Genomic DNA, 12,870 nt, shown 5'->3' on the forward strand with positions numbered 1-12,870 from the left:
GGGACGAACGGTGCCCACCGGGGCGCCCCGGCACGGGCGGGGGAGACGTGGCAGCAGGCGGGAGCGACGCGGGGCTGGCCTTCGACGCCTGGGACGGCGCCACGACCCGTGGCCGGGACGCCGGACTGGTCGCCGCCGTCGTCGACGCGCTGCCTTCGCCCACGGTCCTGCTCGACCCGCAGGGCGTGATCCTGATGGTCAACTCCGCGTGGGTGGCCGACGGGCTCAAGCACGGGCAGTCCATCGGTCCGGGCGCCGACTACTTCGCCGAGGCGATCGGGCTCGCCGACGACCCGGACGGGCGCACGCTGGTCAGCGAGCTCCACGAGCTGATCGCCGGTGCGCGGTCGGAGCTGGCCATCGACCGCTCGCTGCCGAGCCCGGCCGGGACCGGGCGGCTCTGGTTCCACGTGCAGGGCACCCGCGTCGGCGACGCCGGGCACGTCGTCGTGACCCACACCGACGTCACCGCACGGGTGCTCGCCGAACGGGCGTCGTCCTGGCAGGCCCGTCACGACCACCTCACCGAGCTGCCCAACCGCGCCCACCTGCACGAGCTGATCGACCGCGAGCTCCACCGGCCCGACCAGCGCGCCGTGTCGGTGCTCTTCCTGGACATCGACGGCTTCAAGGACGTCAACGACTCCCTCGGCCACGAGGTCGGCGACGAGCTGCTGCGCCAGATGTCCGCGCGGCTGGTCGCCGCCACCCGCGGGCAGGACACCGTCGGCCGGCTCGGCGGCGACGAGTTCGTCGTCGTCTGCCGGGACTGCACCACCGACGGGGCGGTGGCGATGGCGGTCCGCTGCCAGGCCGCGTTCGCCGAGCCCTTCCGGCTGGCCGGGCGCAGCATCATGCTGGGCGCGAGCATCGGGATCGCGGGCACCGACGGGGAGGACCGGCCGGTCATCCGGTCCACCGAGCTGGTGCGCGACGCCGACCTGGCCATGTACGCCGCCAAGGCCGCCGGGCGGGGCCGCATGCGCGTGTTCAGCCCCGACCTGCGCGCCGCGGCCGAGAAGCGGATGCAGCTGGCCGCCGAGCTGCGCGACGCCATCTCCAGGGGCGAGCTCGTCCTGCACTACCAGCCGATCGTGCACCTGGGCACCGGCGCCTGCTCGGGCGTGGAGGCGCTCGTCCGCTGGCAGCACCCGGTGCGCGGTCTGCTGCCGCCCGCGGAGTTCGTGCCGCTGGCCGCGCAGCACGACCTCATGGCCGAGCTGACCTGCTGGGTGCTGCACGCCGCCACCCGGCAGGCCACCGCCTGGGCCGGCGTCGGGCTGCCGCTGGTGATGAACGTCAACATCAGCGCCGAGCACTTCTCCGCCGGCACGCTCACCGACGACGTCGCCGCCGCGCTGGAGGGCTCCGGCCTCCCGCCGGACCGGCTCGTCGTGGAGCTCACCGAGACCAGCGTGGCGGAGGACCCGGAGAGCGCGGCGGCGCAGCTGGCGCGGCTGCGGGTGACTGGCGTCGAGGTCGCCATCGACGACTTCGGCTGCGGCTTCTCCTCGATCAGCCAGCTGGTCTCGCTGCCCGCCGGGCTGCTGAAGATCGACCGGAGCCTGGTCACCTGCTCCGGTGGCCATGCCGGTCAGGCCGCGGCCGCCATCGCGGCGGTCATCGGCCTGGCCGACGCCTTCGGCATGCGCACGCTCGCCGAAGGGGTGGAGACGGCCCGGCAGCTGACCATGGTCAGGGACCTGGGCTGCACGTTCGCGCAGGGCTTCCACATCGCCCGGCCGATGGCCGCCGCGGAGATCCCGGCCTGGATGGCGGCGCGCTCCGGTGGTGCGGCGGCCGAGACCCTCCCGTCCGGCGCCGCGGACCGGCCGCGCCGGCTCGCCGCCTCCGTCGAGCCCGGCTGACGCCGGCTCAGCCCGGCTCGCCGCGGGCCTTGCGGCGCGCGATGACCACGAGGTCGACCACGGCGATCGCGCCGAAGACGAACAGGACGACGGCCGGCCAGGTGGGCAGGTCGGTGCCCAGCCAGCCCAGCCCGCCCAGCACGCAGACCACCGCCCCGAAGGCGGCGAGGACCAGCCGGAGGGTCAGGGCCGACCGCGCCGGCGCCGCGCCGCCGAGGCCGGCGGTGGGGTCGTGGTGGTCGGGGAGGCCACGCGCGTAGTCCTCGCGGGAGCGTGGGCGATTCGGGTCGGTCATGGCATCCGTGCCTACCCGCGCCCCGAGCCCACTACCCTGGGTCGACGTGGCCGCTGACTTCTCCGTCGTCCTGGACGAACTCGACACGACCCTGACGTCGATCGAGGCCGTCCTCGACGTCGACCGCCTCCGACGGGAGGTAGTCGAGCTCGAGCAGCAGGCCGCCGCCCCCGACCTCTGGGACGACGTCGAGGCCGCGCAGGCGCTCACCTCCAAGCTCTCCTACATGCAGGGCGACCTCCGCCGGGTCGAGGAGCTGCGCGCGCGGCTGGAGGACGTGGGTCTGCTGCACGAGATGGCCGCCGAGGAGAACGACGCGGCGACCACCGCGGAGACCGAGCGCGAGCTGGAGAGCCTGCGCCAGGCGATCGACGAGCTCGAGGTGCGCACCCTGCTCTCGGGGGACTACGACTCCCGCGAGGCGCTGGTCACCATCCGCTCGGAGGCCGGCGGCGTGGACGCCGCCGACTTCGCCGAGATGCTCATGCGGATGTACCTGCGCTGGGCCGAGCGGCACAAGTACCCGACGGAGGTGTACGACGTCAGCTACGCGGAGGAGGCCGGCATCAAGTCGGCCACGTTCGCGGTGAAGGCGCCCTACGCCTACGGCACCCTCTCGGTGGAGCAGGGCACCCACCGGCTGGTGCGGATCTCCCCGTTCGACAACCAGGGCCGCCGGCAGACCTCCTTCGCCGGGGTCGAGGTGCTGCCCGTGGTGGAGCAGACCGACCACGTGGACATCCCGGAGAACGAGATCCGGGTCGACGTCTTCCGCTCCTCGGGTCCCGGCGGCCAGAGCGTCAACACCACCGACTCCGCCGTCCGGATGACGCACATCCCGACCGGCATCGTGGTGTCCTGCCAGAACGAGAAGAGCCAGATCCAGAACCGCGCGGCGGCGCTGCGGGTGCTCCAGGCGCGGCTGCTCGTCGTCCGCCAGCAGGAGCAGAAGGCGGAGATGGACGCGCTGAAGGGCGAGGGCAGCAGCTGGGGCAACCAGATGCGTTCCTACGTCCTGCACCCGTACCAGATGGTGAAGGACCTGCGCACCGAGCAGGAGACCGGCAACACCGCGTCGGTCCTCGACGGGGACATCGACGGCTTCATCGAGGCCGGCATCCGGTGGCGCCGGCAGCAGGAGACCGTCGACGCCGGCTGAGCGGCGCCCGCCCGCCGGCGTCGACCGGGAGATGCCAGGCAATTCACAGTCGGTGCGTTCCGGAGCCGGACGCAACCGTCCGTGACCGGGTGACCTGGTCGTTGCCCCGCCGCGGTGACGCAGTGCGAGAACGAGTCCGGAGCGTTCCGTGGCGAACGGGCCTGACCGGGGCCCGGGACTAGTACCGTGGCGCCTCGTGATCGAAATGCAACACGTCACGAAGCTGTACCCGGCGAGCGGCCGGCCGGCTCTGGACGACGTCTCGACGGAGATCGACAAGGGCGAGTTCGTCTTCCTCATCGGCTCGTCGGGCTCGGGCAAGTCGACCTTCCTGCGGCTGCTGCTGAAGGAGGACGACCCCACCTCCGGCACCGTCACGGTCAACGGCAAGCCGCTGGGCACCATGAGCAAGTGGCAGGTGCCGAAGCTGCGCCGCACCATGGGCTGCGTCTTCCAGGACTTCCGGCTGCTGCGCAACCGCACGGTCGCCCAGAACGTCGCCTTCGCGCTCGAGGTCATCAACAAGCCGCACCGGACGATCAAGCGGGTCGTCCCCGAGGTGCTGGAGATGGTCGGCCTGGAGGGCAAGGCCAACCGGCTGCCCGGTGAGCTCTCCGGTGGTGAGCAGCAGCGGGTCGCGATCGCCCGGGCGTTCGTCAATCGGCCGCTGGTGCTGCTGGCCGACGAGCCGACCGGAAACCTCGACCCGGAGACCAGCGAGGGCATCATGCTGCTGCTCGAGCGGATCAACCGGACCGGCACCACGGTGATCATGGCGACGCACGACTACCACATCGTCGACTCCATGCGCCGCCGCGTCATCGAGCTCAACGGGGGAGTCCTGACCCGCGACCAGTCGCGTGGTGTCTACGGCGTGGGCCGCTAGCAGCGACCCCCGTACCGACACCGCCGACCGCGTCCGCACGCACTCCACGACAGGGAATCCATGCGCGTCAATTTCGTGCTCTCCGAGGTGGCCACCGGGCTGCGTCGCAACCTCACCATGACGGTCGCGATGATCCTGACCACGGCCATCTCGCTGGGCCTCATGGGCACCGGCCTGCTCATCGCCGGGATGATCTCCGAGATGAAGGAGATCTACTACGACAAGGTGCAGGTCTCCATCTTCCTGGCCCCCGAGGTCACCGAGGAGCAGCGGGCGGCCATCCAGCAGGAGCTGGAGTCCTCCACCGAGGTCGCCTCGTTCGTCTACGAGTCGCAGGCGGAGGCCTACGAGCGGTTCCGGCAGCAGTTCAGCCAGCAGCCCGAGCTGGTCGAGAACACGCCGGCCGACGCCCTCCCGGAGAGCTTCCGCGTGGAGCTGGTGAACCCCGAGCGCTACGAGGTCATCGCCGCGGAGTTCCCCAACGGGGAGAACGGCGTCGACCAGGTGCGGGACGAGGGCGAGTTCCTCGACCGGCTGTTCAGCCTGCTCAACGGGGCCCGCAACGCGACGATCGCCGTCGCCGTCGTCCAGGCGCTCGCGGCCCTGCTGCTGATCTCCAACACGATCCAGCTGGCCGCCTTCAACCGGCGCAACGAAACGAACATCATGCGGCTGGTCGGCGCCTCGCGCTGGTACACCCAGCTGCCGTTCATCCTCGAGGCCGCGATCGCCGGGCTCATCGGTGGCCTGCTCGCTGCGGGTGGCCTGATCCTCACCAAGGTGCTCTTCATCGACCGCACCCTGGCCGGGCCGATCCGGGCCGGGATCATCCCGCAGGTCGAGTGGGACGCGATCATCTGGAACAGCGTGATCGTCTCCGGTGTCGGCGTCGCCCTCGCCGGCATCGCCGCCTACGTGACCCTGCGGTTGTACGTGCGGCTCTGACACTGTCGTCCTCCGGACGACACCGCGGCCAGGTGCCGTCCCCGACGGGTGCTGAGCCCTGCCGTCGCACCCTTCGCGGACCCCGCCGGGGCCCACTCGGGCCCGACCCTGGCACGGCCAGGTGCCGTCCCCCGGGGGTGTGGAGCCCCACCGTCGAACCCGCCGGGGACCCTCCGGGCCCCGCGCCGGGTCCGACACCGCGGCTGTGACACCGCCGTCCTCCGGACGACGACCGCGACCAGGAGCCATCCCCGACGGGCGCTGAGCCCATCCCGGCCCCCGTCGTGGAGGCCTCCGGCCCCCACTCCTCGGGCCGCCTCGCGGGGCGGCCTCCGCCGGAGCCGTGAGATCCTTTTTCCATGCCGCGGGAGCAAGGGCGCAAGTTCATCGCCCAGAACAAGAAGGCGCGGCACGACTACTCGATCCTCGACACCTACGAGGTGGGCCTGGTGCTCACCGGCACGGAGGTGAAGAGCCTCCGGGCCGGCCGTGCCTCGCTCGTCGACGGGTTCGCCTCGATCGACGACGGCGAGGTGTGGCTGCAGCACGTGCACATCCCCGAGTACGTGCAGGGCACCTGGACCAACCACGCCCCCCGCCGCAAGCGGAAGGTGCTCATGCACCGCAGCGAGATCGACAAGCTGCTGGGCAAGACCAAGGAGGGCGGGCTGACGCTCGTCCCGCTGGACCTGTACTTCAAGGACGGCAAGGTCAAGGCCACGCTCGCGCTGGCGAAGGGCAAGAAGGCCTACGACAAGCGGCACGACCTCGCCGAGCGCGACTCACGCCGGGAGATCCAGAAGGCCTTCGGGCGGTACGTGAAGGGACGTCGCTGAGCATGCGCGGGATCGCCTACGACCGGTTCGGTGGCGTGGAGGTCCTGCAGTTGCGCGACGACCTGCCCGAGCCGCCGGTCGGCCCGGACACCGTGCTGGTGCGCACCCGTGCCGCCGGGGTCAACCCGGTCGACATCGGCATCCGCGAGGGCGGGCTCTCCGCGTTCTTCCCGCACCGCTTCCCGATCGTGCCCGGCTGGGACCTCGCCGGCGTGGTCGAGGCGGTCGGCCCCGCGATCGTCGACTTCGCCCCGGGTGACGAGGTGTTCGGCTACCTGCGGCGCGACGACGTCCAATGGGGGACGGCGGCCGAGCTCGTGCCCGCCCCGCAGCGGTGCATCGCGCACAAGCCGGAGTCGCTGTCGTTCACCGAGGCCGGCGCACTCCCGCTCGCGGGGCTGACCGCCTACCAGGCGCTGACCGAGGCCCTCGACGTCGGCGAGGGCGACCGGGTGCTGGTGCACCGGGCCGCGGGCGGGGTCGGGTTCTTCGCCGTCCAGATCGCCGTCGCCCTGGGCGCCACCGTCATCGGCACCGCCAGCCCGCGCAACCACGGCTTCCTCACCGACGCCGGCTGCGCGGAGGTGCTCGACTACTCGGCCGGGCCGATCAGCGCGCAGCTGTCCGAGAAGGTCGACGCGGTGCTCGACCTCAACGGCGGCGACGCGCTGGCCGACGCCCCGGAGCAGGTGCGCGACACCAGCCGCATCGTCAGCGTCGTCGACCCGTCGGTGAATGCGATGGGCGGGCGCTACGTGTTCGTCCGTCCGGAGCGGCACGACCTGGAGGAGCTCGCCCGCATGGCCGACGCCGGCCAGCTGCGGGTCGCCGTCGCCAAGGCGTTTCCGCTGGAGCGGACCGGCGAGGCGCACGAGCTGGTGGCCGGCGGGCACGTGCGCGGCAAGGTCGTCGTCACCGTCGGCTGACGCGTGTGCGGGCCGGACGCCACATCGGCGTCCGGCCCGCGACGTCAGGCCGCCAGCACCAGTTCGCTCGGCAGCTCGTCCCGGCGGGCCCGGATCATCGCCGCGCCTATCACCAGCGCGAGGGCGAGGAAGACCGCGGCCCACACGAACGCGACGTGGTAGCCGTGCACGAGCGCCGCAGCAGGGCCCGCCGCCGGGTCGGCCACCAGCCGGTCGGCGACCGCCGAGGCGAAGAAGGTGTTCAGCAGCGCCAGGCCGAGCGATCCGCCGACCTGCTGGGCGGTGTTCAGGATCGCCGAGGCGACGCCGGCGTCGTGCTCCTCCACCCCCAGCAGCGCGGTGCTGGACGTCGGCACGAACACCATCGCCATGCCGAAGCTGAGGGCGATCTCCGCGGGCAGCACCGTGGTGACGAAGGCGCTGGTCTCGCCGATCCGGGTCAGCCAGAGCATCCCGACCACGCTCAGGGCGAGCCCGACGACGATCAGCGGCCGCGGGCCGATGCGGGGCAGCAGCTGCGAGACCACCCCCGCGCCGATGATGATGCCCCCGCTGAACGGCAGGAACGCGAACCCGGACTCCAGCGGGGTGTAGCCGAGGGTCTCCTGAAAGTAGAACGTCAGGAACAGGAACATCGCGAACAGCCCCGCCCCCACGAGCAGGAAGACGGCGTAGGAGCCGCCGCGGTTGCGGTCGAGCACCACCCGCAGGGGGAGCAGCGGGTGCGCGGCCCGGCGCTCGTAGAGGACGAACGACACGAGCAGGACGGCGGCGGCGCCGAGCAGGGTCAGGGTCACCGGGTCGGCCCAGCCGACGCCCTCCTCGGCGGCCTTGCTGAAGCCGTAGACCAGGCTGACCAGCCCGGTCGTGGAGAGCAGCACGCCGGGGATGTCGAAGTGCCGGTCGCCCGACGCGCGGCTCTCCCGGACCAGGACGACGGCGAGCAGCGCCGTGGCGATCGAGATCGGCACGTTGACACCGAGCGTCCAGCGCCACGAGGCGTACTCGGTGAGCACGCCGCCGAGCAGCAGCCCGATCGCCGCGCCACCACCGGAGACGGCCCCGAAGACGGCGAACGCGCGGGCCCGCTCCTTGGACTCGGTGAACGTGACCGCCAGCAGGGAGAGCGCCGCGGGGGCGAGCAGCGCGGCGAACCCGCCCTGCAGGGCGCGCGCCGCGAAGAGCAGCTCCTGGTTGGGGGCGAGCCCGCCGAGGCCGGAGGCGGCCGCGAAGCCGAGCAGGCCGATCAGGAAGGCGCGCTTGCGGCCCATGAAGTCGGCCACCCGGCCGCCGAGCAGGAGCAACCCGCCGAAGCTCAGGGTGTAGGCGGTCACGACCCACTGGATGTTCGCTGGGCTGATGCCGAGGTCGGCCCCGGCATCGGGGATGGCGATGTTCACGATGGAGACGTCGAGGACGATCATCAGCTGGGCCACTGCGATGACCGCGAGCGCCAGCCATCGTCGGGGATCGGGGGCGTCGGTGACCTGCGGCGTCCCCGGGTCGGGGAGGTCGGTCCCCGGCGGGACGGTGGTGGACGTGGGCATGGCGAAGCCGTCCTTCCTGCGCAGCGCGCAGCGGAGAGGGATAAGGGCGTGACGGGTCGCGCGACCGGCGGCGGTGCCGGATCACGGAAAGGGGAGGTCGGGACGGCGGTCGGCGCCGGCCGGGGGGAGAGGGGATCAGCTCCCGGTGCGGGCGAGTCCTGCGCCGGCCCAGCGCAGGCAGTCGCGCACGCTCTCCAGGAACGTCTCGAACGGGTCGTCGGGATCCCAGGCCTCGATCGCCGTGGTGAAGGCGGCCAGGGCGGTGTTGAAGACCAGCGCGGTCCTCAGCTCGTCGCCGTCGGGAACCCGGGCGGCGAGCCACAGCTTCAGGTCGGGCTCGAAGCTGTCACAGGTACCCCGGGCCGAACGGCACAGCTCGGGGGACTGCTCGAACAGCCGCTTCTGGAGGGGCAGCCGCTCGGAGAGCAGCTGCGCCAGCCCGAGTGCGACCTCGGTGATCGCCGCCCACAGGGGCTGGCCGTCCCGGGGGTCGTCCAGCAGCGCACGCCACTGCCGGACCTCCTCGGGATCGAGGTCGTAGACGACTGCTTCCTTGCTGGAGAAGTAGCTGAAGAACGTGGTGCGGGAGACACCGGCCTCGGCGGCGATGTCCTCGACGCTGACGGCGTCGAACCCGCGCTCGGAGATCAGCCCGAGCGCGGCGGAGCGGATGGTGCGCCAGGCCTCGAGCTTCTTGCGTTCCCGGAGCCCCATGACGGCGGACACGGGGCAGCGGTCGGCGTGCGCCGCCTTCCCGGGTCTCATCACGGGACATACCGTAGAGCGAAACCTGAACTCAGTACAAGTTCTTACTCGGACAACTTTTCGCGACCGTTCAGGAACGTTCCGTCGACATCTGCGCCTCCCGCAGCTCGGCGTGCATCTCCCACGGCGCCTGGGGGAGGACCTCGCCGGTCTCCAGCAGCGACTTCAGGTTCGCCAGGACCGCCGGCCAGCCGGCCGAGATCGCGGCGTGGTCCGCAGGCGTGGGCAGGCCCTCGTGCCGCACGGTGAGCCGGACGATGTCCTGGTGCGGCTCGATGGTGAACGTGACCTGCGACGGCTCCTCCCCCTGGTCCTCCGCGCCGGCGAAGGTGATCACCAGCCGCTCAGGGGGGACGGTCTCGACGACCGTGCCCGTCACGTCGGAGACGCCCGAGCCGTCGGTGCGCACGTGCCGCCAGGTCGACCCCGCCTGCCAGTCCGACTCGTTGCGGTGGCCCCAGTAGCGGGCGGTCAGGTCGGCGTCGGTCAGCGCGTGCCAGACCTGCTCCGGGGTGGCCCTGATGTAGGTGACGTAGACGTAGGTGGGCTGGGACATCGCCTGCTCCTCTGCGAAGTGCCGGATCGCGCTGAGGGCGCGCAGTCTCGGGCGTTCGAACTTGTCGATCCACCGCTCCTGCACCTCGTGCAGCGGAACGGGGTTGAGGTGGTGCACCTTCTCCCTGCCGTGCCGGCTCGTGCTGATCAGGTTGGCCCCTTCCAGGACGGCGAGGTGCTGGGACGCCGACTGCCGGGCCATCGACAGCGAGGCGCAGAGCTCGCCGAGCGTCTGACCGTTCCGCTCGTGCAGCCGGTCGAGCAGCTGGCGGCGGGTGGGATCGGCCAGGGCCTTGAAGACCGGGGCCAGGTCATCGGTCACGGTCCAATCATGCAGGCATTTGCCTGCATGTCAATGCCCGCGGCTACGGTCCCGGCATGGGAAGCCGAGGAGCGCCGCCGGTGCAGCCGCCGGCGGACGACGACGACGTGCCGCGGTACTGGCGGGAGCTCGGCCTCCCCGGGCTCGTCGACGTGCACGTGCACTTCCTGCCCGAGCGGGTGCAGGCGAAGGTGTGGCAGTACTTCGAGGCGGCCGGCACGCATTACGGGGCCGACTGGCCGGTCGCCTACGCGCTGCCGGAGGACGAGCGGCTCGCCGTCCTCGAGCGGCTGGGCGTGCGGGCCTTTCCCACGCTGCCCTACCCGCACAAGCCGGGGATGGCAGCCTGGCTCAACGACTGGTCGGCCGGGTTCGCCGACGGCCGGCCCCGGGTGCTGCAGTCGGCGACGTTCTTCCCCGAGCCCGAGGCGCCGGCCTACGTGGCCGAGGCGCTCGACCGTGGCGCACGGGTGTTCAAGGTGCACGTGCAGGTGGGCGGCTTCGACCCGAGGCACCCGCTGCTGGACCCGGTGTGGGCGCGGCTGGAGGAGACCGGCACCCCGGTGGTCATCCACTGCGGCTCCGGCCCGCTGCGCGGCGAGCACACCGGCCCGGCACCGATGGCCGGGCTGCTGGAGCGCCATCCCCGGCTGCAGCTGGTCATCGCCCACCTCGGCATGCCCGAGTACCGGGAGTTCCTCGACCTCGCCGACCGGTACGAGCGGGTGCACCTGGACACCACGATGTTCGCCACCGACTTCACCGAGCGGCTGATGCCGTTCGACCCGGCCGATCGCCCGCGGCTGGCCGCGCTGCGCGACAAGATCGTGCTCGGCAGCGACTTCCCCTCGATCCCGTACCCCTACGCCCACCAGCTGCAGGCGCTGCACCGGCTGGACCTGGGCGAGGAGTGGTTGCGCTCGGTGCTCTGGCGCAACGGGGCGCGGTTGTTCAGGATCGCGGCGTGACCCCGACCATCCGCCTCGTCGCGCCCGTCCTCGGCACCCCCGACCCCGGTGGCCTGGCGCGCTTCTACCAGCGGTTGCTGGGCTGGCCGCTCCGCGACGACACCCCGGAGTGGGCGACGCTGCGGCCGGGGGACGGGCCGGGGCTGTCCTTCCAGCTCGAGGCCGACCACGTCCGGCCGGTGTGGCCGCCGCAGCCGGGCACCCAGCAGATGCAGCAGCACCTCGACTTCGAGGTGGACGACCTGGCCGCCGCGACGGCGCTCGCGCTGGCTGCGGGCGCCGAGCAGATCGGCGGCTACGACGACCCGCACGAGACGGTGCGCATCTTCGCCGACCCCGACGGCCACCCCTTCTGCCTGTTCGTGCCGCACGGGACGGAGGACGGGTGACCCGTTTCGCGCTCACCGGGACCGTCCTCGACAGCCCCGACCCGAAGGGCCTGGCGCTGTTCTACCAGCGGCTGCTCGGCTGGCCGCTGGGCTCGGACGAGCCGGAGTGGGTGACCCTCCGCCCGGCCGACGGCGGCGCCGGTCTCTCCTTCCAGCACGAGCCCGACCACGTGCCCCCGGTCTGGCCGGCCGGCGACGGGGACCCGCGGATGCAGCTGCACCTCGACATCGAGGTGGACGACCTGGCCGCGGCGGTCCGCGTGGCGGTGGCCGCGGGTGCGCGGGTGGCGGAGTTCCAGCCGCAGGACGACGTGCGGGTCTGCCTCGACCCGGCCGGGCACCCGTTCTGCCTATGGGTGCGGGAAAACCCGGTGGAGGGCGCGGCGGCGCACCCCTAACCTGCGTCCTCGTGCCCGATCTCCCCGCGCTGCCCGACGGCTGCACCGCCCGCCCCCTGCGCGCAGCCGACGCCCCGGCCGTGGCCGGCCTGCTGGTGACGGCCGAGCCGCTGGACGACACCGGGGAGTTCCCCGATGCCGACGACGTCGCCGACGAGTGGACCGGCTGGGAGGTCGACCCCGGCCGCGACGGCATCGCCGTCCACGGCGCCGACGGTGCGCTCGCCGGGTACGCGGTGGTGTCGGCCGCCGCGAGCTTCCGGGAGGCGTTCCGGATCGTCCTCGACGGCCGGGTGCACCCCGACCGGCGGGGACGGGGCATCGGGGCGGCGCTCCTGGACTGGCAGCTGGCGCGCGGCGCGGAGCTGCCCGCCGAACGGCACCCCGGCGCCCCGGCCCGGCTGGTGGTCGGCGTGCTCGGCACCCAGCCGGCCCTGGAGCGGCTGGTCCGGCGGCGCGGCCTGACGGCCGAGCGCTGGTACCGCTCGATGGAGCGGCCCCTGGGGGAGCTGCCCCCGACGCCGCCCTTGACGGGGGCGCAGCTCGCGGCCTTCACCTGGGACCGGGACGACGAGGTGCGGCGCGCGCACAACACCGCCTTCACCGAGCACCACGGGTCCGCCGAGCGCGACGCCGCGTCCTGGCAGCGGCTGTTCACCGGCAGCCGCGCCTTCCGCCCCGACCTCTCCGTGCTCGCGCTCGCCGACGGCGCCGTCGCCGGGTACGTCCTCGCGTACGTCTACGAGGCCGACACCCGGGCCCGGGGCTACCGCGAGGTCGTGCTCGGCCAGATCGGCGTGCTGCCGGCCGTCCGCGGTCGCGGCCTCGCGGCGGCCATGATCGGCCTGGCGCTGCAGCGGGCCGCCGGCGCCCACTGCCGCACCGCCGCCCTCGACGTCGACAGCGACAACGTCACCGGGGCCCTGCGGCTGTACGAGCGGCTCGGCTTCGAGACCGTGCGCACCAGGGTCGCGTGGTCGCTGGAGCGCGCGGAGGGAGCGGCTGGCTAGG

At 72.7% G+C, this 12,870-nt stretch carries 14 protein-coding genes; 10 read left to right on the top strand and 4 right to left on the bottom strand.

Annotated elements, in window-relative coordinates; translation table 11 throughout:
- Positions 1–47 precede the first annotated feature (47 nt).
- The gene (locus BD833_RS13720) at positions 48–1,868 is read left to right on the top strand and encodes a putative bifunctional diguanylate cyclase/phosphodiesterase (RefSeq protein ID WP_166533693.1); all 1,821 of its coding nucleotides are present in this window, start codon (positions 48–50) and stop codon (positions 1,866–1,868) included.
- A 7-nt stretch (positions 1,869–1,875) separates the two neighbouring features.
- Here the strand turns inward: BD833_RS13720 and BD833_RS13725 are convergent, their stop codons facing one another.
- Entirely contained in the window at positions 1,876–2,163 is a 288-nt protein-coding gene (locus BD833_RS13725) for a DUF6343 family protein (protein ID WP_166533694.1), read from the bottom strand.
- A gap of 46 nt (positions 2,164–2,209) precedes the next feature.
- Between BD833_RS13725 and prfB the strand changes: the two genes are divergently transcribed.
- From prfB to BD833_RS13750, 5 genes are all read left to right on the top strand, one after another.
- Positions 2,210–3,322 (top strand): peptide chain release factor 2, encoded by a 1,113-nt coding sequence (gene prfB, locus BD833_RS13730; protein WP_166533695.1) that lies wholly within the window; start codon positions 2,210–2,212, stop codon positions 3,320–3,322.
- 205 nt (positions 3,323–3,527) lie between these two features.
- Positions 3,528–4,208, top strand: coding sequence for a cell division ATP-binding protein FtsE (ftsE, locus tag BD833_RS13735; RefSeq protein WP_208092669.1), 681 nt, complete (start codon positions 3,528–3,530; stop codon positions 4,206–4,208).
- A 60-nt stretch (positions 4,209–4,268) separates the two neighbouring features.
- Entirely contained in the window at positions 4,269–5,153 is an 885-nt protein-coding gene (gene ftsX / locus BD833_RS13740) for a permease-like cell division protein FtsX (RefSeq protein ID WP_166533697.1), read from the top strand.
- Positions 5,154–5,512: 359 nt separating this feature from the next.
- Positions 5,513–5,989, top strand: coding sequence for an SsrA-binding protein SmpB (gene smpB, locus BD833_RS13745; protein WP_166533698.1), 477 nt, complete (start codon positions 5,513–5,515; stop codon positions 5,987–5,989).
- Positions 5,990–5,991: 2 nt separating this feature from the next.
- Positions 5,992–6,915: an NADP-dependent oxidoreductase gene (locus BD833_RS13750; protein WP_166533699.1), complete on the top strand. Its 924-nt coding sequence runs from the start codon at positions 5,992–5,994 to the stop codon at positions 6,913–6,915.
- A gap of 44 nt (positions 6,916–6,959) precedes the next feature.
- On the opposite strand, the gene BD833_RS13755 is transcribed toward BD833_RS13750, so the two are convergent.
- The 3 genes from BD833_RS13755 to BD833_RS13765 form a co-directional block, all read right to left on the bottom strand.
- Positions 6,960–8,462, bottom strand: coding sequence for an MFS transporter (locus tag BD833_RS13755; protein WP_166533700.1), 1,503 nt, complete (start codon positions 8,460–8,462; stop codon positions 6,960–6,962).
- Positions 8,463–8,597: 135 nt separating this feature from the next.
- Positions 8,598–9,227: a TetR family transcriptional regulator gene (locus tag BD833_RS13760; RefSeq protein ID WP_243737663.1), complete on the bottom strand. Its 630-nt coding sequence runs from the start codon at positions 9,225–9,227 to the stop codon at positions 8,598–8,600.
- Positions 9,228–9,297: 70 nt separating this feature from the next.
- Positions 9,298–10,104: an ArsR/SmtB family transcription factor gene (locus tag BD833_RS13765; protein ID WP_208092649.1), complete on the bottom strand. Its 807-nt coding sequence runs from the start codon at positions 10,102–10,104 to the stop codon at positions 9,298–9,300.
- Positions 10,105–10,160: 56 nt separating this feature from the next.
- Here BD833_RS13765 and BD833_RS13770 point away from each other — a divergent pair, with 56 nt between their 5' ends.
- The 4 genes from BD833_RS13770 to BD833_RS13785 are packed head-to-tail and all read left to right on the top strand — an operon-like array spanning position 10,161 to position 12,869.
- Positions 10,161–11,072 (top strand): amidohydrolase family protein, encoded by a 912-nt coding sequence (locus BD833_RS13770; RefSeq protein WP_166533701.1) that lies wholly within the window; start codon positions 10,161–10,163, stop codon positions 11,070–11,072.
- Positions 11,069–11,461 carry a VOC family protein gene (locus BD833_RS13775; protein ID WP_208092650.1) on the top strand — a complete coding sequence of 131 codons (393 nt, stop codon included), beginning with the start codon at positions 11,069–11,071 and terminating at the stop codon, positions 11,459–11,461. Before BD833_RS13770 ends, BD833_RS13775 begins: the two co-directional genes overlap by 4 nt.
- Positions 11,458–11,859 (top strand): VOC family protein, encoded by a 402-nt coding sequence (locus BD833_RS13780; protein WP_166533702.1) that lies wholly within the window; start codon positions 11,458–11,460, stop codon positions 11,857–11,859. The genes BD833_RS13775 and BD833_RS13780 overlap by 4 nt, the downstream gene beginning before the upstream one ends.
- Positions 11,860–11,870: 11 nt before the next feature.
- On the top strand, positions 11,871–12,869 hold the full coding sequence (locus BD833_RS13785; RefSeq protein ID WP_243737656.1) for a GNAT family N-acetyltransferase: 999 nt from the start codon (positions 11,871–11,873) through the stop codon (positions 12,867–12,869).
- The last annotated feature ends 1 nt before the right edge of the window (position 12,870 follow it).

Origin of the sequence: Blastococcus xanthinilyticus (assembly GCF_008124835.1) — a bacterium.
In the GTDB taxonomy this organism is placed as follows: Bacteria; Actinomycetota; Actinomycetes; order Mycobacteriales; family Geodermatophilaceae; genus Blastococcus; species Blastococcus xanthinilyticus.